12 protein-coding genes are annotated in these 21,735 nt (G+C 50.2%); 8 read left to right on the top strand and 4 right to left on the bottom strand.

Features of this window, described 5'->3' with window-relative positions:
- Nucleotides 1-163: 163 nt before the first annotated feature.
- The 7 genes from BMW65_RS21085 to rpiB are packed head-to-tail and all read left to right on the top strand — an operon-like array spanning nucleotide 164 to nucleotide 9,848.
- On the top strand, nucleotides 164-3,190 hold the full coding sequence (locus BMW65_RS21085; protein ID WP_090608641.1) for a SusC/RagA family TonB-linked outer membrane protein: 3,027 nt from the start codon (nucleotides 164-166) through the stop codon (nucleotides 3,188-3,190).
- 11 nt (nucleotides 3,191-3,201) lie between these two features.
- Nucleotides 3,202-4,869, top strand: a complete 1,668-nt coding sequence (locus BMW65_RS21080) for a RagB/SusD family nutrient uptake outer membrane protein (protein WP_090608640.1) — start codon at nucleotides 3,202-3,204, stop codon at nucleotides 4,867-4,869.
- 27 nt (nucleotides 4,870-4,896) lie between these two features.
- Nucleotides 4,897-6,429: an ADP-ribosylglycohydrolase family protein gene (locus BMW65_RS21075; RefSeq protein ID WP_090608638.1), complete on the top strand. Its 1,533-nt coding sequence runs from the start codon at nucleotides 4,897-4,899 to the stop codon at nucleotides 6,427-6,429.
- Nucleotide 6,430: 1 nt separating this feature from the next.
- The gene (locus BMW65_RS21070; protein WP_090608636.1) at nucleotides 6,431-7,219 is read left to right on the top strand and encodes a gluconate 5-dehydrogenase; all 789 of its coding nucleotides are present in this window, start codon (nucleotides 6,431-6,433) and stop codon (nucleotides 7,217-7,219) included.
- 12 nt (nucleotides 7,220-7,231) lie between these two features.
- Nucleotides 7,232-8,515, top strand: a complete 1,284-nt coding sequence (locus BMW65_RS21065; protein ID WP_090608635.1) for an MFS transporter — start codon at nucleotides 7,232-7,234, stop codon at nucleotides 8,513-8,515.
- On the top strand, nucleotides 8,512-9,357 hold the full coding sequence (locus tag BMW65_RS21060; RefSeq protein WP_218145487.1) for a sugar phosphate isomerase/epimerase family protein: 846 nt from the start codon (nucleotides 8,512-8,514) through the stop codon (nucleotides 9,355-9,357). The genes BMW65_RS21065 and BMW65_RS21060 overlap by 4 nt, the downstream gene beginning before the upstream one ends.
- Nucleotides 9,354-9,848 carry a ribose 5-phosphate isomerase B gene (rpiB, locus tag BMW65_RS21055; protein ID WP_090608633.1) on the top strand — a complete coding sequence of 165 codons (495 nt, stop codon included), beginning with the start codon at nucleotides 9,354-9,356 and terminating at the stop codon, nucleotides 9,846-9,848. Before BMW65_RS21060 ends, rpiB begins: the two co-directional genes overlap by 4 nt.
- On the opposite strand, the gene BMW65_RS21050 is transcribed toward rpiB, so the two are convergent.
- From BMW65_RS21050 to BMW65_RS21035, 4 genes are all read right to left on the bottom strand, one after another.
- Nucleotides 9,842-10,282, bottom strand: coding sequence for a retropepsin-like aspartic protease (locus BMW65_RS21050; protein ID WP_090608631.1), 441 nt, complete (start codon nucleotides 10,280-10,282; stop codon nucleotides 9,842-9,844). The two genes, rpiB and BMW65_RS21050, sit on opposite strands and share 7 nt — an antisense overlap.
- A 3-nt stretch (nucleotides 10,283-10,285) precedes the next feature.
- Nucleotides 10,286-11,224, bottom strand: a complete 939-nt coding sequence (mdh, locus tag BMW65_RS21045) for a malate dehydrogenase (RefSeq protein WP_090608783.1) — start codon at nucleotides 11,222-11,224, stop codon at nucleotides 10,286-10,288.
- A gap of 176 nt (nucleotides 11,225-11,400) precedes the next feature.
- Nucleotides 11,401-13,713, bottom strand: coding sequence for a translocation and assembly module lipoprotein TamL (tamL, locus tag BMW65_RS21040; RefSeq protein WP_090608629.1), 2,313 nt, complete (start codon nucleotides 13,711-13,713; stop codon nucleotides 11,401-11,403).
- A complete protein-coding gene (locus BMW65_RS21035; RefSeq protein ID WP_143053961.1) occupies nucleotides 13,703-18,961 on the bottom strand; it encodes a translocation/assembly module TamB domain-containing protein in 5,259 nt (1,752 codons plus the stop codon). Before BMW65_RS21035 ends, tamL begins: the two co-directional genes overlap by 11 nt.
- 335 nt (nucleotides 18,962-19,296) lie before the next feature.
- Between BMW65_RS21035 and BMW65_RS21030 the strand changes: the two genes are divergently transcribed.
- On the top strand, nucleotides 19,297-21,714 hold the full coding sequence (locus BMW65_RS21030; RefSeq protein WP_090608625.1) for an alpha-ketoacid dehydrogenase subunit alpha/beta: 2,418 nt from the start codon (nucleotides 19,297-19,299) through the stop codon (nucleotides 21,712-21,714).
- The last annotated feature ends 21 nt before the right edge of the window (nucleotides 21,715-21,735 follow it).

Here is a 21,735-nt window from a genome sequence, read left to right as displayed (position 1 = left end):
ATTATTTTGCAGGTAATACTGTCAAAATAATTTAAGCATTAAACAGAATACTTGTAGCCAACGCAGGGTTTTGGCAATACCTTAGTGCCTGTAAATCATCGAGTACCTAAGTTGTACTTGGGGGATTTATTAACCAAGTTATATAACCAAAAGTAATTTAAAAATGAAGAAAATTAGACATTTCATTGTGTTGTTCACTTTTCTTCCATGGTGTTTGGCGGCTTTGGGACAAGGTAAGCGGATTTCCGGCAAGGTGACCTCAATGGGGGACCAAGCTGCACTGAATGGTGTATCCGTGATGGTAAAGGGCACAGAAAGGGGCACAACTACGGACGAATCGGGCATGTTTGCGATAGACGCTGCCGCAGGAGATACCCTGCTTTTTACCTATGTCGGCTATCGACAGCAGGATGTGGTCGTAGGGGAGGCCAGTACGGTAAACATCCAGTTGGAATTGGTGGAAGGGAGCCTGGATGAAGTAGTCGTGGTGGGCTATGGTACACAAAAGAAACAGGACATCACGGGAGCCATAACGTCCATCTCCACACAGGCACTCCGCGAGGTTCCCGCGACAAGCGCCCCGCAGATGTTGCAAGGACGGGCAGCGGGGGTAGACGTTGTACATGCAGGGAACAAGCCCGGCGCGGGTGTCACGGTGCGGGTGAGGGGGCGGAGATCGTTCAATGCAGGAAACGATCCCTTATATGTGGTAGATGGCATACCCATATCGGGTGGATTCAATGATATCAACCCGGATGACATCGAGTCCATCGACGTGTTGAAAGATGCATCCGCAACCGCAATATATGGATCAAGAGGCGCCAACGGTGTCGTTTTGGTCACGACCAAACGGGGGAAAGTCGGACGTACAAACATCAACTATGATGCTTATTACGGGGTTTCGAATATCATGCGGTATGCAGATCTGATGAACGGTGAGGAATTTGCCGAGTATAAAAGGGAGTCAAGGCGGGCGGTGATCAGCCCCGTGACGGGCAGGCCCTTATACGATGACGAGGATCCCAATGCCGACGTGAATTCGGGGATATTTGACGCGGTTGAACTTCAGTCGATAGCCGAGGGCCGATCGACCGACTGGCAGCGCCTGATGATCAACGACGGATCGATGCAGAACCACGGGCTAAGTGTATCGGGCGGCACCGAAAATACCAATTTCAATATATCGCTTGGGTACTTCAATGATGTAGGCATTATCAAAGGACAGGATTTCACCCGCTATACGACGCGGCTTAATGTAGACCAAAAGATAGGCCAGCGCGTAAAAGTAGGCATGTCTACATTAGGTTCGTACAGTGAGCGGAATGGGGAGGACGTCAACCCGTACAATGCCGGAGCAGATTTTGGCACCTTGACGGAAAATCCACTCGGGGTGCCCTATGACGAAAACGGAAATCTCATCTTTCGCCCAACGAGCGATGGACTACGCACAAATCCGCTATTGGAAATCGTACCGGGTTCTGTCATTAACAAATCCAAGGTAGTGCGCTTATTCAGCAGCATATACGGTGAAGCCGAAGTGTTCGACGGGTTGAAATTCCGGATGAATTTCGGCCCGGACTTGCGTCAGGATCGAAAAGGTGATTTTCGCGGTAGCCTCACCAATGTTCGGCAAGGAGGCGATCCGGCCGCCAATAATGCCGAGAATTTTGCTTTTCAATACGCCTGGGAAAACATCCTCACCTACCAAAAAACCATCGGTGAGAAGCACCAACTGGATGTGACCGGCCTATACAGCGTGCAATCGTTGCAGCAGGAAGGCACGACCATCAATGTGCTGGGCTTGCCCGTGGAATCGTTGGAATACTATAATCTTGGGGCGGCTTCTATTATCAACGCTGTGGGGAGTGATTACCAAAAGTGGACCATCCTTTCTTATATGGCCAGGATCAATTACATTTTTGACCAGCGCTTTTTGCTGACATTGACAGGACGTGTGGATGGGTCCTCGAAATTCTCCACGGGTAATAAATGGGGGTATTTTCCATCCTTTGCGCTTGGCTGGAATTTGAAGAACGAACAATTTTTGCAGGAAAGCAACCTTTTTTCCAATTTGAAACTGAGGCTAAGCTATGGGGAGACCGGCAACGAAGGCATCATGCCCTACCAAACGCAGGGATTGGTTTCCCGGACGGTTTACGATTTTGATGGCAGTTCGGCATTTGGCTATCGGCCATCGTCCATCAGGAATGATGGGCTGAAATGGGAAACCACGGCGTCGCTGAATATCGGATTGGATTTTGGACTGTGGAATAACCGGATTACCGGAGCCATCGAGGTATACCAATCGCGGACTACGGATCTGCTGCTTCCGCGGGTTTTGCCGATAACGAGCGGATACAGTTCGATACTGTCCAATGTCGGTGTGAAACGGAACAGGGGATTGGAAGTGTCCCTTTCTTCACTGAATATCGTATCCCCGGATGAGCAGGGGTTTGAATGGACAACCGATTTGAACCTCTACACCAATCAGGAGCAGATCCTTGAACTTTCACAGGGGAAGGTGGATGACATAGGGAATTTGAGATTCATTGGGCAACCCGCGGTGGTCTATTACGATTACGTCAAGGAAGGTATCTGGCAGCAGGGACAAGAAGCGGAAGCCGAGCAATACAGCTCGATAGTGGGAGGCATCAAAGTAAAGGATGTCAATGGGAATGGTGTGATTGATCCCGATGATCGGCAAATATTGGGAAGTGACATTCCAAAATTGTCGGGTGGCCTGACAAACCGATTTCGCTACAAAGGATTTGATTTGTCAATTTTTGCGTTTGCCCGGCTAGGGGGCATGATCCAGAGTACCGAATACGGGACGTTTAGGTTCTTATCCGGGCGGGTGAACCAGTACCGATTGGATTATTGGACAACGAATAACCCGACGAATGCATTCCCGCAGCCCAATTCCAATTTGGAGACGCCATATTTCGGCTCTACACTCCGTTATTTTAGCGGATCCTTTGTGAAAATAAGGAACATCAACCTGGGCTATAATTTTTCCGGGCATGTCGCCCGTAGCATCGGGGCTCAATCCCTGTGGATTTATGTGAGCGCACAGAATCCACTGGTTTTCTCCGAATACGTATCCCAATATAATGGTCTTGACCCGGAAACCCCCACAAATAGTACACCGCCAAGCCGCGTTTTTTTGGCTGGGCTGAACGTTAGATTTTAATCCATTGCAATATGAAAACGGTTAACTGTTTTATACTTACCTTGGTGATTGCCTCATTTTTTTCCTGCAGTAAGCTATTGGAAGAGGATGTGCGGTCACAGATTACAGACAACCACCTCGGTACGGCCGGTGGATGGCTCGAAGGTGTAAATGCATCCTATAGTTTTTTGAGGTCGTTTTATGGGATAGACGAGAATGGGGCTACGGTGACAGTGTTTGGAACGGATGAGTTTACAAACGGCTTTGACGGCGGGCTGAAAAGCTTCAATTTTTACGATTTTGGGCTGAACCCCAGAAACGGCGTCGTCAATTCACTTTGGAATAACCTGTATATCGCCATTAACACGTGCAATGCGGTGATTAGCCGCGCGCCGGAGGTAACGGGGCTGGCTGACGATCTTAAAGACATCCGGCTGGCGGAGGTGCGGTTTTTACGTGCCCAATATTATTTCTTGCTTGTCCAGCTATTTGGCCCCGTGCATCTGACCCTGGAGGAAGTGCAGGGCGTCCAAACTGCGGCAACGCGCGCGCCCGTTGGGGATATTTATGCCGCTATCATCGCCGATCTGGCCTTTGCATTGGAGCGATTGCCAGCCGTTGCTTCGGATTATGGGCGTGCCACCAAGCCCGCGACCGAACACTTGCTTGCCAAAGTTTACCTGACCAAAGCCAGCACGGCAGCCCAGCAGCCGGATGATTATGCAAATGCCGCTAACTACGCCAGCAGCGTGATTGATAATTATAATTTTGGACTGCTGGACGATTTTGCCGACGTTTTTGAACAAGGCGAGGGGGAGAAGAATGCAGAGGTCATCTGGTCTATCCAAAACAGCAAAAATTTTATCACTGCAGGACAAACAGCGTGCTGCGACGGCGGGAACACGTTGCACACGTATTTTTTAATGAAGTATGACGATTTGCCCGGCATGCAGCGCGATATCGAAAATGGAAGACCATGGGCACGATTCCGGCCCACGCGGTTTACACTGGAGCAATTGTTTGACCGCACATTGGATGATCGCTATGACAAGAGCTTCAAACGCGTCTTTTATGCCAATAGGCCGGGCACTTATACGATAAACGGAAGGCAGGTGACATTAAATACAGGGGATACCGCCGTTTTTGTGTCGGATAGGGAATGGAGCGCAGCTGAATTGAGCCGCGTAAACTATAACGTATTCCCACCAAGTCGGCAGAACGAGCGGGTCTATCCTACGCTGACCAAATTTTTGGATCCCGATCGCCCTGATCCTCAGGAAATGCGCGGCTCCAGGGATTTCATTGTTTTCCGGTTGGCGGAAACGTACCTACTTGCGGCGGAAGCGCTGGTGATGGACAATAAGCCCGAGGAAGCTGTGGCATATGTCAATGCCGTGCGCCGCCGGGCAGCAAAGAAGGGCAATACACCGGACGAGACGTTGGCCAACCAATTGGAAATGGAGGTCCGCGCGGATCAAGTGGATATCGATTTTATCTTGGACGAGCGTGCGCGCGAACTGTTGGGCGAGATGATGCGCTGGCTTGATTTGGTCCGCACGGGAAAACTGGTTGAGCGGGTCCGGATGTACAACCCGGACGCGGCAAACAACATCCAGCCTTTTCATGCCCTGCGGCCTATCCCACAAGATCAGATTGATCGCACGGATACCGAATTTCCGCAAAACGAAGGATATCAGTGACAAATTATACACCATTAAATAGCAGAAATGATGAAAAGAATGATGATTTACCTGGCTGTTTTATTTTTCGTGGTGCAGCAATATGCTGTATACGCCCAAACAGCCCAAAAGCCGGAAACCCTGCAACTGCCTGTCGAGACCGTCGTTGATAAAATAAGGGGCGGTTTGCTGGGACAGATTCTGGGCAACTTAAATGGGTTGCCCCATGAATTTAAGTATGAGAAGGAGCCGGGCCAAGTAAAGAATTACGTGCCACAACTCCTGGAAGGTGCCCAAACAGACGACGACACCGACTTTGAATGGGTGTATATCCTCGAGATGCAAAAGAAAAGGAATGTCTTCTTGCCTTACGATGATATCGAATTATTATGGAAAGATCGAATCAACCGGCGGATTTGGTGTTCAAATCGGTATGCAAGGCACTTGATGGATTTGAATATCGATCCGCCGTATACGGGAAATGTATTGTTGAATCCGTGGGCTGATTTCAATGTCTCCGGTCAGTTTTTATGCGAGACTTTCGGGTTACTTGCTCCGGCGATGCCGCAGACGGCCGCCAAGATAGGCCTCAACTACACGCAAGTGGCAATTGATGGCGAACCGGCACAAACGACCCAACTGTTTACCGCGATGATTGCGGCAGCTTTTTTGGCTCCGGACATCAACGAAGTGATCGGGGCCGGCATCGCGGCCATCGACCCGAAAAGCAATACCTTCAAGATTATTGAAAATGTCAAGAAATGGCACCATCAGTATCCTGGCGACTGGCAAGCGGCGAGGCGCCAGATACGGGATACCTATACCCAAGAAGGGGGCGCAATCCGGGACATGAACGGTACGGAACTGAATACGGCTGCGATTCTGGCTGCTTTGCTGTATGGAGCGGGGGACTTCGCTGAAACGTTGAAACTGGCCTTCAACATGGGATGGGATGCAGACTGCAATGCCGCAACCGTTGGGACGATTGTAGGGGTATTGGAGGGCTATCGAAAACTGATGAGCAACGAATGGCGCATTGTTGATCGTTATCAGAATACCACCCGCGATAATATGCCGATGGACGAAACGATTACAAGCTTTGCCGATCGCCTGGTCGACCTCTTTGAGGTGGTCAATGAAAATAATGGGGGCAGTAAATCGGTTTCCGGCCAGGCACTTGTATACAACATTGTCCGGGAGGAACCTAAGCCCTTAATCCTGATCAAGCCGAAGGAAGCGCTTAAAAGTGAGTTGTTGCAACGGGAACCGGTAGAAGCGCTGGTATCAAAAATCAGGGAAGGGAGCAAAGAAGAGCAGGCGCGGGCTGCTTACATCATAGTTTGCCTTGACCTGTATCCCGAGATTAGCAAGAAATACCCATCGGAATGGGCGGCGGCCAAGCAATCGCTGAGCGGTTATGTGAAAGTCATGAACAACGTATTTCACGGGGGTGATTTTAAATCGCTAACGGCATTGCAGCAGAAATTTACTGCCGCTGGCTTCACCGCTCCAGCCCATCGGCTGACGGACAACGAAGTATACAGCGAGGTAGTTTGGGTAGACCCGAAAGGACTTTACTGATATGGGTAAACAATTGTTTGATCTAACACACCAAAATGCCCTGATCACCGGTAGCACGCAGGGTATCGGATTGGCTATCGCCAAAGGATTGGGCCATGCTGGCGCGAAATTGCTTATCAACGGGCGGAACGAACGCAACGTGCACGAGGTCGTTACGGCGTTGCAGGCGGAAGGACTGGCAGCGGCAGGCTATCCGTTTGATGTGACCGATGAACAGCAGGTGCGCAAGGCAGTAGCCGATATCGAGTCTTCCATCGGTGCCATACACATCTTGGTAAATAATGCCGGCATCATCAAACGTGTGCCAACGGAAGATCTGGAGGAGCCGGACTGGAATGCGGTCATCCAAACCAACCTTACGGCGCCGTTCCTCTTGTCAAAACATGTGGGCAAGTTCATGATCAACCGGAAGCAGGGGAAAATCATCAACATCTGCTCGTTGATGAGCGAGCTTGGCCGCGATACGGTATCGGCCTATGCCGCTGCAAAAGGCGGGTTGAAGATGCTCACCCGCAATTTAGCTACCGAATGGGCACCTTATAACATCCAGGTGAATGGAATCGGTCCGGGCTATATTGCTACGCCAATCAATACGGCCTATCGCGTTCCCAGCAATCCCTTAAACCGGTACATTGTCAGTCGCACGCCGGCCGGACGCTGGGGAACCCCGGAGGATTTGGTGGGGGCGGCTATTTTTTTGGCTTCCGCAGCCTCGGATTTCGTCAACGGACAGCTTATTTATGTAGACGGTGGACTGGTGACCTCATTTGGAAAACCCTTTGAAGATTAAACTATCAGTTAAATGCGTAAACTCCCCCTTATCAAGAATTTCCGTTGGTGGATTGTCGGCTTGATAGCATTGGCAACAGCTATCAACTACTTGGACAGGCAGAACCTACCCGTCGCGTTGAGTGAAATCAGGAAAAACTTTGAAATCAGCGATGTAGACTATGGCCTTATCAATAGCCTTTTCCTGTTCGCCTATGGCACCATGTATGCAGTGGGTGGGCGGATCATCGATGTGTTGGGCTCCAGGCTCGGTTATTTTATTTTGATTGTATGGTGGTCTATCGCCAACATGCTCCATGGGCTGGTGTCCAACGTCATGGGATTGGGAATCGCCCGGTTTTTATTGGGCATCGGCGAAGGAGGGGCTTTTCCAGGCTCGGCGAAGGTGGTATCCGAATGGTTTCCCAAAAAGGAACGGGCATTGGCCTTCGGGATTTTCAATACCGGCTCCAGCGTGGGGGCGGTTGTTGCGCCTCCCGTGATTGCACTTATCATCGCCACGTGGAGCTGGCAGTGGACATTTTTTATTTTCGGTATCGTTGGGTTGGTATGGGCAGCCGTATGGTGGATGGTCTATGCCGTGCCGTCACGCAGTAAATTTGTCACCGCCGGGGAACGCGCGCTGATCGCCGCAGGCCAGGAAGAAGAACAGTCGGTAGGGCAGGATACAGCACTACATATCCCTTGGATAAGCTTGTTTCGCTACCGGAAGTTATGGGGGCTCCTGGCCATCAAATTTCTTCCCGATGCGGGCTGGTATTTTTTTATTTTCTGGCTTCCCAAATACCTGAATGACGTGCGCGGCTTGGATATCCAGGGTATCGGTTCGTATGCATGGATCCCGTATGCGATGGCGGGCGGAGGAAGTTTTCTGGGCGGGTGGCTAAGCAGTTTTCTGCTACGGAAACAATTCTCCCTGGATCTTTCCCGGAAGATTCCACTCGGAATCGCCGCCGCATTGCTCCCACTTTCCTTGTTTATTGCAGACGCTTCGTTGCTCACGGCCGTATTCTTGTTTGGCATGGCCATGTGCGGGCACCAGCTGTATTCAACGATTGTGCAGACGCTGGTGGCCGATATGTTTCCATCCCGTGTTGTCGGTTCTGTATCGGGGCTCATGGGGTGTGCAGCCACCTATGGGGCGATGCTGTTCAGCCTGGTTATCGGATTCATTATTGACCGCTACGGATATGGCCCCGCTTTCTTCATTGCGGGATTATTGCATCCACTGAGCTTCATCCTGCTTTTTGTCATTATCAAACGGGTAGAAATGATTAGTTATAAATTAAACTCATGATAAAATTGTCTATTGCAATAGCTGATACACATGCACTGCCGAGTGCTTTTGTAGTATTCAGGGGGTTTGACGAGTGTATACCCAAGGCCGCAAAACTGGGTTTTGATGGCGTGGAGCTGGCGTTGAAACGAAGCAGCGAGATAAACGAACAACGCCTGCAACAGCTCCTTGACGAACATGGTATCGAGGTTTCCTGTATCTCCACGGGGCAGGTGTATGCCGATGGTGGATTGACCCTGACCGCAACTCATAGCCAAAAACGGGGGGAGGTCATTTCGATATTCAAGGAACTGATTGATTTGGCGCAGCAGTTTGGAAACTTGGTTAATATCGGTAGGGTACGGGGGCAAATCGGGGATCGGCAGGTGGAGGAAGTGGAGACGTTGTTTTGTGAAACGGTGGGGGAATTGTGTGATTACGCTGCACCGAAGCAAGTGACCTTGATGCTGGAACCGGTCAATCGGTATGAAACTGACTTTATCAATTCGGTGGAAGAAGGAGTGAGGCTATTGGAAAAAATAAAGAAACCCAATTTCAAGCTGATGCCCGATGTCTTCCACATGAACATTGAGGATATCACGATTGATAACGAACTGGTCAAACACATCCAGCACATTGCATACATCCATTTGGCCGATTCCAATAGGCTGGCACCCGGACAGGGGCATACCAACTTCAAAAAGCTTTTTGACACCTTGTCTGCCGTGCGGTACAGCGGGTGGATGTCGGTAGAGATCTTGCCGAAGCCTGATCCCGATACCGCAGCGCGCCAATCCATTGAATTTTTGCTACCTTTAATACGGGCGTACAATGAAACGGTGTTCCAAACAAAGCAATCATGAAAACAACGAAAATCATCATTGGCAATGACCATGGAGGCTATGATCTCAAGCTTGCCCTTATCAACCACCTGCAACAGCAGGGATACCCCGTAGAAGACATCGGGTCGCATTCCGGCGAGCTGGTCAGGTATCCGTATTATGCGGCAACGGTAGCCCGGGAGGTTGTTGAAAACCCCGACTGTCGGGGGATACTGATTTGTTCTACCGGGATAGGGATGTGCATTATTGCAAATAAGTTTAAAGGAATAAGGGCAGCGCTGTGCAACAGCTCATACCAGGGTAAGATGACCTCGGCACACAATAATTCCAACATCCTTTGTCTCGGGGGGCGGTGCATCGGCGCATTTGAGGCGATCGATATCGTGGATATGTGGCTGAACACACCTTATGAGGGTGGTCGCCATGACATCTCACTGGGGCTGATTGAACAGGCAGAAGCGGTAAATTTCGCTGACGAACAATGGGATCCGGAGATTCCGGATACTCAATGACGGAGCTTCCGTTGCCTCAGTTTCAGCATGGATTTGCGGTAGTCAATGATTCCACCGTAGGCGGTGAGGATATCGCCACCCACGACCCCGATGACGGGCTCGATTTCCAATTGTTCGTACGCGTAGTTGATGGTGGATAAATCCAATACGGCCACCTCGTAATGCTTCAGGTGAAGCCCGCCGATTTGGAGGTCGGGTACGTTGAGCGTAAAACTTTGCATGGATGTAGTGCCCAATCCCGTAGAAACCATGTCCGTATGCTGCAACGCCATATTCTGGTGGAGGTACGTTTCTACCGTAGCCTTGTCAAATACGGTCTTGGATGCCCCGGTATCCAGTACAGCCTTAAAGGGCGTATCAAAAACAATGACTTCCAGCAATAAGTGGAAGCCATCGTCCTGCAGATTAAGTAAAGTCAAGGGAACGGATACCATCGATTAAAGTGTCCCGATTTCTTTCAGCACATTATTCATGTTGCGTACGGCATCGGCGCTTTTTGCGAAGGCAGCTTTTTCGTCTTCATTGAGCGGCAGTTCGAGGATACGCTCCCATCCGCCTTTGCCAAGGATGACGGGCACCCCAAGGTTGATGTCGCTTTGTCCATATTCACCTTCAAGGTACACCGAAGCCGTGAAGAGTTTCTTTTGGTCGCGCACGATGCTTTCCACTACGGCCGCGCTGGAAGCGCCGGGCGCATACCACGCCGAGGTACCGATAAGCTTGGTCAATGTGGCCCCGCCCACCATGGTATCGGCCACCACCTGCTGCTGCTCTTCATCGGAGAGGAATTGCGTCACAGGCAGGCTATTCCATGTGGCATGTTTGATAAGCGGAATCATGGTCGTATCGCCGTGCCCACCAATGACAATGGCATTGAGATCTGCCGGTGAAGCGCCGAGCCGCAAGCTAAGCTGATACCTGAAACGGGAAGAATCCAGTGTACCTCCCATGCCGATAATGCGGTGCTTGGGCAATCCGGTGGCTTTGAGTGCAAGATAAGTCATGGTATCCATCGGGTTGGATACCACCACCAGAATAATATCCGGTGAATACTTCAGTAGGTTTTCTGCGACATTGCGCACAATGTTGGCATTGGTGCCGATGAGCTCCTCGCGGGTCATTCCCGGTTTGCGGGGAATGCCGGAGGTGATGACGGCCACAGCTGAACCAGCTGTCTGGCTGTAATCATTGGTGACACCGGTAATTTTAGAATCGAATCCCAGTAAAGCTGCGGTCTGTGAAATGTCCTGCGCCTTGCCTTCGGCGAATCCCTCTTTGATGTCAAGCAAGATGACTTCCTCGGCAAGTTCTTTGCGGACGATGTTGTCAGCGGTGGTGGCGCCTACTGCTCCGGCACCTACGACGGTTATCTTCATAAGGTTAATATTATTTTGGTGTTCACTACTGTTCAATGGTAGCTAAGGTAGGAATTATTTGGGAACAATGACAAAGGAGCGATGATAAATGAACAAAGAATAAAGAGCAAAGATTAAGGACTGTTTTCGTCCAAGGGCAAATATCCTTATTCTTTTAATCCTTACTCCTTGTTCTATCAGAAGGGATATCCTATCGCCAAATTAAACACCAAATTATTCCGTCGCCAATCCGGGCTGCGGAAGTTGATTTCGTCAAACACCCAGCGTTCGCCCCTTGGCCGGTATGGGATGCGCAGCGGCATGGCGAAATCGCCCCGAAGGATCAAGAAGCTCAAATCAAACCGCAATCCCATTCCGGCCCCGACAGCCATTTCGTTGACGAAGTTGCTGCTGAATGCTGCTCCGGGTTTTTCGGAATCGGCATGCTGCAACCAGACATTCCCGGCGTCGATAAATGCTGCCCAATGCACAATGCTAGCTAACCGTGCACGGTATTCGGTATTGAGTTCGATTTTGATATCGCCGGTTTGGTCGGCAAAGAAATTGTCTTCTCCGTAAAATTCGGGTGTATAAGAGCCGGGCCCCAGCGTGCGGGCACGAAAAGCCCTTATTCCATTGGGACCACCTGAGAAGAATTGTTTTACATAGGGAAGTTGCCTTGAATTGCCGTAGGAATAACCAAAGCCCGCCATGGCACGTGAGGCTACCGTGGCATGCAGGCCAACACGCATGTAATGCCTGAAATCAGCCTCCACCTTCACGTATTGTGAAAAATTGGCATTGAAGATCTGGTATTGCCTGCCCTCGCTGACATTGGCTCTACGGATAATCCCATAAAGGTTGGCCGACAAATCCAAGCCGCCCTTGAAATAGTAGGTGTGTTTGAGGTCTGTACGTGCCGTATTGGTGCGGGTATAATTATAAATTGGGCCGAAGGTAAATTGCGGCTCAATGGCATGCCGCAGCGGGGGCACTGTATCCATCAGTGCCTGGTAAGCATCGGTGATGTTCCAGGGTTGCACATAAGCGACTTCAAGCACTTTCAGGTCATGCTCCTTTTCTGTATTTTCCCGCCACATATACCCAAATGAAAACCGCATGGAATTCAGGCTATAAGCCGTGCGTCGGTTGAGAAATTCATAGCCGGCGGTAAACACCGTGCGGGGAACGAACCGCTTTGTAGGTTTCCATTCAAAAGGCGCAATCATGCGGGGAAAGGAGAGGCTCGCTTCGACACCATAACGATAAAAGCTGGAGTTGAGGTTTACATTGCCGCCCGTCTGCGTTTCAAAGCCGCCATACACCGTAAACGTGAGCAGCTCTGCGCTCCGGAATGCATTGCGGTGCTGCCAGTTGACATTGATTTCCGATCCGTTATATACCGCTGCCGTCTTGCCGAGCAGCTCTATCCGAAGTCCTTTCCTGGGCATTGGCGTGAGGTAATAGTACGCATCCAATTTGTTCGTTGCCTTGCCGGCGGAGTCTACATCCACAAATTCATTGCGGACAAAGCGGAAGCTACCCATACCCACCAGCTGCCGGATGGTACGGTTGTGATTGCCCCGGGTATACAATTCGCCTTCCCTGAAAATCATGGCATTTGCCAGTGCAAACCTTCGGAAAGTATGGTCGGGATCGATAAAGTAGAATCCCCGATAAAAATCCGCTTCATCGGGGTCGGCACGCCGGTAGCCTCCCTGCGTAAGGGTATAATTGGGATAGATATAAATGTTGTTGATATAATAGGGCCGCTTTGCCCTTGCAGGTGTTTCGTCCTTGATCATGACGTAGAGGTCTACCTGATGGCCATCAGAGACACTATCCACCTCAATGACGAGGTGATCCGGGCTGAAATAATAATAGCCTTTGTTTTTCAAGTCATTGTCAATCCGTTCGCGTTCGGCAATGATATTATCCAGGTTATAGGGCCTACCCGCCTGTAAGAGCGAGGCGGATTCGGTGGATTTGATGGCTTTGCCCAAGTCACTGCTATCCACATCGAAAGTGACCGAATTGATCCGGTAGATGATATTGGGGGTAGCGGTATAGGTGACGGTGGCCTTCCGGTTGTTGATGGTTGTATCCGAAACGACCTGCGCCTGGAAGAAGCCCAGGTTTTCGAGGCGGTTGCGGAGCAGGTTTTCATTGTATTCGCGGTTGACATCGCTTAAGAGCACGGGCGGTTGGCCCACTTTGTTTTTCAGCCAATTCCTGAATCCGCGATCACTTTTGGGTTCGCCTGCGATATTGTACAGGTAGAGTTGCGGCCGCATCCCCAGGATGGTGGTGTTTGGCTTTGGTCGCAGCAATTCTTCGAGGCTCTCGCTCAAGGGATCGATATACTGCTCGGGTATGGTGTCCGAATCGATTTCTACCTCGCCTTTGACATAAAGGTGTTCGTTTTCGGGCAAATATTTGGTGCTACTACAGCTGGCCAAACAAAATAAGGCCGCAGTGATGCAACATAGTGATACGAGCCTATTGCCCATCGGTACCCCCTTCTTCTTGGTGCGATAGATCTTCGTCCCGTTCGTTGCGCATGGCGGTATTATTCCGCGTAGTATCGGGAGTCTGTGACTTTTTCCGTTCTTGCCGCCTTTGCTGCATACGTTCCCTAAACTCCGGGTCGTTGCGTTGGAGGCTATCCAAGATGATTCTACGCACGCTGTCGCGGTATACCGAATCCGTTTCCATACGTTCTACGTCCCAGCGCCTCCTGAATTGGCGGCTTTCAGTGTTGAATTCATCTGCCTGGCGACTGGTGCGGTTGAATATTTCCCTAAATTCGTTGTAATCCATGTTTACAATGAAACCGAGGCCCGTTTCCACAAATTGGCCCTGTAAAGTAATTTGGTATTGATTTTTACGGTAAGCCCTTACGAGGTATCTGCCATCATCAGTAAGTTGGTAGTCCACGGCGATATCCCCGGCAATGTTGGTCGTCTGCTCGCCCGGCCGGGCATTGCCTTCCAGTTCGAAGTTGGATCCTACGCTTACTTTCATGCGGTCATTAAATAACATTTTAGATACGCCGATATTGAGGTCGGTACGGTTTTGCCCGGTTCCCATGCTATAATCTTCTTGTGATTGTAAGTTGAAATCAAATTCCACACCTTGGATGAGATTGCCCGCGAGGCGATTAAGCTGGCCGCTCAGGAACGAGCTCACGGTATTGCGGGCAATGGCTTCGGCACCCCCGCCGCCTGAAAGGCTTTCAAAAGGATTGGCCGCCATGAAACGACCGAGCACAATCAGCGAAAACACCTGTTTATTCATTTCAGATTCGTTTTCCTGTAGTTGGGTCAATCCTGTATTGACCTTACTGGCCACATCTTGTGAAATCATGGCATTGTCTTCGTCCAAATCGATGTCAAACCGCAATTGCGGTTGAAAGAGCTGTTCGGTGATGTGGAGATTGACATTAAAAGGGACGCGCTGCTTATACAGATTTGAGGATTCTGCCCCGATTTGGTTTTGTACCAACTCCAATGTCGGTGCTTTCAGGTTATATACAGCGGTGATATCCATGCGGGCATCCAACGGGTCGCCTGTCCAGGTGAGTGTGCTGCCCTGCCTGAACTGAAATAAGCGTTTTACGGGGCCAAAAGAAAACGAGTAATTACCTGTTTCCACCGTGTAGGTGCCATTCAACGTAATATCGCCGCTGGGGTCAATGCCGGCATTCAATTCAGCTTCTCCCTGGATAGTCAGTGCATCCTGGCTTCCGGGATCCATCACGATGGTAAAAATGGCATCCTTGTCTGTCGCGATATTAACCGATACATTGAGCCCGCCCAGTTCGGTATGCGTAAGGGAATCCACCTTGGCAAATACGTTTACACGTGCAGTGTCGCTCCGATCCACAAACCGCACAATCCCTTGGCGATCAACCATGCCGGGGTCATCATTCGGGAGTACAAAGGTGACATTTGTTTTTTCATTTACCTGCAAACTACCACTTACATTTGGATTGTTCATATCGCCCTGGATGCGTAGGTTGCTGGAAGCAAAAAGCCGCCCATAATACATGTCATTATCTTCCTGTGTGGAATTGAGCACCTGAAAATCATCCGCGATAAGCGTCAATGCGAAGGCAAAATCGGAGTAAGTGGTCGTATTGATGGTGCCATTGAGTACAGCATCGTTACCCACGCTGTCTTCCAATCGGAATTTATTGAAGCGTAGCCCCTTGTCATTGAAGTTGATGCTCTGGTCATCAATATTGAATGTCGCATTGAGCATGGCCACATTCAGCGTAGCCTTATCAAATAGGAGCGCGCCGTTGATGCGGGGCTGATCGATGGTGCCCGAAATGTCCAATTTGCCGTTGATGGCACCAGCGGTATTCCGGAGGTAGCCCAGGCTAAAGGCCTCCAGGGTATGCATCGATAGGGGATTGACGTCCAATACAAAGTCCAGTTGCGAGGGTTCGCCCGGAGGGCTGATGAAGTCGCCTGTAAGGCTTACATCATTGCCATTGCCCGTGATGCTGATGTCAGCGGCAAATATATTTTCGCGTTCGTTGTTTACTTTGACGTTGATATCGCCCACGGTGTCATTCCCAAAGAAAAAACGGTCAATTGTAATATCGGATACAAACACTGGGGACGCTTCCAGCCGGGACACGGTAGCGGTGCCATTAATGCCGCCGCCCATGTCAAACAATTCGCTTTCGAGCATCTTGCTGAACGTTTCTATCCTGAAATTCTTGAAGACCAGATCGAGCGGTGCGTTTAATGTAGAATCTTGCGATTGTACGGCCATTTCCTGGCCCTCATTGCTCAGCACAAATTGGTGCGCCCGGAGCCCATCACTGCCGAATAGGATGACATTTTCAGGATTTACCCGCCATTGCTCATAATTCAGCATGAGTCCATCTTCCCGCAGGTTGAACAGGAAGTTTCTCGCATCTACCTTGAGGGCCATACCAAGGTGGTAGCGTTCTTTATCCGCATCATCTTTAATCCACAGGCCGAAGTCAAGCTGATTTTTGACCACGGTGCCGCTGAACAAGGTATTGATAAGCTCAATATTGCCCACGCCAATCCGATTGATGAGCGCGTTGTAGTATAAGGTACTGTCGTAGGTATTGATATCCAGGCCGACATTGTCTATCGTGGTGCCCGCATATACGACGCGCGGAGCAGTCACTTTGGCAAGCAGTAATTTTTCGTCGCTGTTGAATGAACCATCCAGCAGTACATCCTGCATTTCCGTGAGATCGGGCAGCAGTCCTTGGATAAACCGGGAACGCGTAAATTGGGCACTGAAATCAAACTGTTGCGGCGAATACGTAAAGGTGGGCGCTATTGAATCTGGTTGGTAATACACGGCAACAATGTCCTGCACGGAAGCGCCCAATTCGCTCAATTTGAAATTGCCCACCATGTGTGCATTTAGAAACTCCGACCGCAATTGCAGCATATTGGACGAGTCCTGCGCGACGGCCCGCAGCCTCACGGTATCCAGCATATAGCGTTCGTCGTTATAGGCAATGGACGAGTTTACGATGTCTACTGTTCCATTTAAGTGGTCGATATCAGCAGTTTCCAGATCAGCCACAAGGCGGCCGTGATAGCGGAATTCATCCTGCATCAGGCCAAGATTTTTTAAGTTGATGCTATCCACCATCAGGTTGACGTTTACCCTCGGGTATTGGCCCCGCATGTCGGCATGTGCATCCAGATCAAAATCGATGTTGGTATCATCGCTGGTTATGGATGCGTTAATGTCACCATTTTTTGCCGTTGCGTTGATGCCGATGTTGGTGTATTCGTAGCCCATTGCTTCGAGGCTGATGAGTTCGGCCTGGATATCCGCAACGGCCGTCGCCGGATCGAGCCCCGTACCTTTGGCATGTGCCGCAAGCGACACCTTGCCCACTACCGAATCCATCTTCATCAGTTGGCCGATATCGATATCCGAGATGCTTACCTGGGCATCGTATACGGTATCCCGTGTCCGGCTGTTGATGCGGTAGTCGGCATCCACACTGGCACTGCCCATGGTGGTTTTTAGTCGCATATCCGTTTGGAAGCTGTTCAGGCCGCCATTGAATGAGCCCGCGAGCCGAATATCGGCCGGGAGGCTGATGCTGTCTGGCAGGAGGCTTGGCGCAATCAACCGATCCAGGTCTGCCTTTCCCGTTACCAATTCCTGTAGGTCAAGATCAACATCCAGCCTTTCGACATCGGGCAATCCTTTGATATGCGCGCGTGCCACGATGCGGGTTTTGTCAAGCGTAGTCAACCGGAGGGAGGCGATTTGGAGGTCATCCAATCTGCCATCGATTTCCGTATTGATATGGAAGGTGACCGGCCAGAGCGGTTTCATGATCGCCATGGTATCCAAGTCGGGTACAAAATACAGCACATCTTCCATTCCCAAGTGGCTTTCCTTGATATCGGCCGTCACCTGTATGCTGCCCAACTGTTCGGTAATGGTTTCCAGCGAGGGGTAGGCTATCTTGATGTAATCGCGGAAAAGCGTATGCGGTGTTTCCGCATACAGATCTTCCAATTCGGCACCTTGGTTGGTATAGGTAAAGTCGGCCTGCAAGCGATTCAGTACGAAGCCGCTGTGATCACGGGCTTTTAATCCCGCTACGCGGCCGCTGATGGTATCCGCGGAATAGTGCAAGTCGGTCAGTTCCCCCTCAAAGCCTGTAATACCGATATTTCCGTAGTCAAAGCCTTTGGCGATGCGCGGCTGGTTGGCGTCTTCAAACGCAAAATTGGTATTGGCTATCCGTATGGCGGTCGCTTGTACTTGCCAATTAACGGGTTCGCCCGATGAGGTGCTGGCAGTAGTGGATTTGGCTGTCTGCCCAAAAAATACACGCGAGTCCGAACCGTCCAAGTCAATTTCGCGGATGTCGACAAATTCACCATTCAGATCCAGCTTATTAAGCCGGGCCAGCAGTTTATTAATCCGGAAGCGGGTATCCATCGCGCCGGCCTCATCCACGTACGCAAAGTCAATGTCAGCGAGGTTAAACGTTTCGAAGTCCAGCTCAGGCAGCAACGAAGTCTCCGCCGTATCCGTAATACCAAAATCTGCCGCATCAGGCGTTTCCTCCGGTTGGGCGACTGCCCATTGCCTGACCGAACCTTGCAGGCCATTGATGTTGATACGGGGGATGCCAAAGTGCATATTGTCCGCCAAATCAAACGTCTCGATGCGGGTATCCAGGTGGTTGAGGTTGACCTCCGCCGCCATGCCCATCACCTCGTCGCGGTAAAGGAATCGGATGCGGTTGAGGTTTACCCGGTCGATGTCGAATTTCATCGGGGCGGTACTATCCGGCTGGGTCGGTTCTGCCTGTTCGGTTACGAAAGCATTGATGATGTAATCAAAGTTAAATGCACTATCGGGAAGCGTCCGGTTTATTTTGGCAGTAATCCCCTGCAAATCGATACGGCCGATTTCGACCGTATTTTTCAAGAGCTTCAGCATGCTGATGTCTACCCGCAATTTTTCACCGGCAAGAAGAGTATCTCCAGACTGATCCGCGAAGTATATGTCCTCAAGCACCAGCATTTTGGGTAAATCAATACGCACACGTGCGATCCGTACGGGTGTTTTTATCTTATTCTCCAGGTAGGTTGTCACCTTCTGTACGACATAATTCTGGACAGCAGGGATACGTATCAATACAAAAATGAGCAATACCAATCCAATGATACTCCCAATAATCCAAAGGAGTGTTTTAATGGCTATCCGACCGAACTTATTCAATGTATATTTGTAGTTTTAGCTTTATTCAACCTTTAGCTTTCCTTAGTACGATAAACAGCAATGCCTTTCAAAAGGTTTAGCGAAGATGCTTAAATCTTTTCAGATTCAAAAAAAAGCAAAAATCAATCCACAAAATCGCAGCGGTTACAATCTTTTACCGTAGTTGACGTTATTTATAGTAATTGGAAACTTAAACATAGCCAATTAGGTCTGAGTTTCCTGGCAATAATAACGGCCGATTTTGCCAAAACCAGTAAACGCACCTGAATTTAAAAGTCAATGTCGCTTTTAAAAAAACATATTTTTCCTACTTTTGGAGCAAACGCAATTTAATTATGTCGGATACCCATATTAAACAAAGCGAACACCCCACTTATGACAAACTCAGTTTTGACGATTTCAGGAGCATCGTCATGGCGGATTATCAGCTAGCAGCCAAAAGCAGATTTGTGAGTTTGCTTGGCCGCAAGGAGGTGCTTACCGGCAAAGCCAAATTCGGTGTTTTTGGGGATGGCAAAGAATTGGCACAAATTGCCATGGCGAAGGTATTTCAGCTTGGCGATTGGCGTTCGGGCTATTACCGCGACCAGACCTTTATGTTTGCCGCAGGTATCGTGTCGGTTTACCAATTTTTTTCTCAACTATATGCTCATCCCGATGTAGACGCTGATCCATCTTCTGCTGGGAGGCAGATGAACAGCCACTTTGCGACACGGATGGTCACACCTGAAGGGAGATGGGTTGATCAGACGCTCATGAAAAATTCGGCTTCTGATATTTCCACCACAGGGGGGCAGATGCCGCGTCTGCTGGGCTTCGGATTGGCTTCAAAAATGTACCGCAATAATCCCGGCTTGATCGGCATGAATACCTTTTCCAACAATGGCAATGAAGTTGCTTTCGGAACCGTGGGCAATGCCTCAACATCCGAAGGTGTATTCCTTGAGGCCGTGAATGCCGCAGGGGTACGGCAGATCCCGACGGTGATTTCGATATGGGATGATGGGTATGGCATTTCAGTGCCAAACGAGGTACAGACTACCAAGGCAGATATCTCGGAAGTGCTTAAAGGATTCCAGCAGGATGAAAATGGGGCAGGATTTGAGATTTTCAAGGTAAAGGGCTGGGACTACCCGGGCTTGTGCGAGACCTACGAACGCGCAGCGGCGATTAGCCGGGAGCATCATATCCCTGTACTCATCCACGTGACGGAAATGACCCAACCCCAAGGTCACTCATCATCCGGCTCACACGAACGTTATAAGTCCAAGGAACGGCTGGCCTGGGAGCAGGAACACGATTGCATCATCAAGATGCGGGCGTGGATGATCGAATCGGGCATTGCCAATGAAAACGAGTTGGTTGAAATTGAGCGTTCGGTAAAAGAAAGTGTACGTAGCGAACAGAAACGGGCATGGACAGCGTATACAAAAACCTTGAGAAAAGACGTAGACGAAGCAATCGCCTTATTGGCAGCCATTACGGATGAGACTGTACAAATCCTGCTCAACGAGTTGAAGTCGCTCAGCGAGCCGTCACTTAAGGAAGTATATAGTGCCGTACGGCGTGTCATCCGGCTATTGCGGGGAAAACAAAGTGCAGAGAAATCCGCTTTGCTGGCATGGTATGCGCAGAAACAACAAATCAACGCCGATCGGTATAACTCCCATTTGTTTTCTGATACCGTTGAAGCACCGAAGCACGTGACCACGGTACTTCCGGAATATGGTGCTGAGAGCCAGGTGGTAGACGGCCGGGAAGTACTCAATGCGTGTTTTGACGCTAATTTTGCGCGAGATAACCGCTTGGTAGCCTTCGGTGAGGACGTGGGGAAAATCGGTGACGTAAACCAAGGGTTTGCCGGGTTGCAAGCCAAGTATGGCGAACACCGCATTTTTGATACCGGTATCCGGGAGTCAGCCATCATCGGACAGGGGATGGGATTGGCCATGCGCGGGCTGCGCCCCATTGCTGAGATCCAGTACCTGGATTATTTGGTGTATGGCCTCACGGTGTTGACGGATGATTTAGCCAGTCTCAGCTACCGTACAAAGGGCGGCCAGAAAGCGCCACTCATTATCCGTACCCGTGGGCATCGACTGGAAGGTATCTGGCATTCCGGATCACCCATGAGCATGATATTGGGATCCCTACGGGGTATCCACGTATGCGTACCCCGTAATATGACCCAAGCTGCAGGCATGTACAACACGTTGCTCCGCGCCGATGAACCGGCGATTGTTATTGAGTGCCTCAATGGGTACCGGCTCAAAGAGCGTATGCCGGATAATGTGGGCGAATTTACCGTACCGTTGGGAAAGGCAGAGGTGATAAAAGAAGGCCGTGATGTAACCGTGGTTTCCTACGGATCTACCCTACGCGTGGTACAGGAAGCTTCTGCTGAGCTTGAAAAACTTGGCATCTCCGTCGAGATCGTCGATCCGCAGACGTTGCAACCCTTTGATGAAGATCACTTATGTGCACTATCGCTTAGCAAAACCAACCGGCTGCTCGTGGTGGATGAGGACGTGCCCGGAGGAGCTTCTGCTTTTATCTTACAGCAGGTTCTCGAAGAGCAAAATGGCTATTACCACTTAGACGGGCAACCCCGTACCTTGACGGCCAAAGCACATCGCCCGCCATATGGCTCAGATGGCGATTATTTTTCCAAACCTTCTGCCGACGATGTTATCGAAGCGGTATATGCCATCATGCACGAGGCTAATCCAGCGGATTACCCCGCCTTGTTTTGAAGGGGGGCAATGACGTAGCGG

Source organism: Parapedobacter koreensis, assembly GCF_900109365.1.
GTDB classification, from domain to species: Bacteria; Bacteroidota; Bacteroidia; order Sphingobacteriales; family Sphingobacteriaceae; genus Parapedobacter; species Parapedobacter koreensis.
This window is presented reverse-complemented; position numbering and strand designations above follow the sequence as displayed.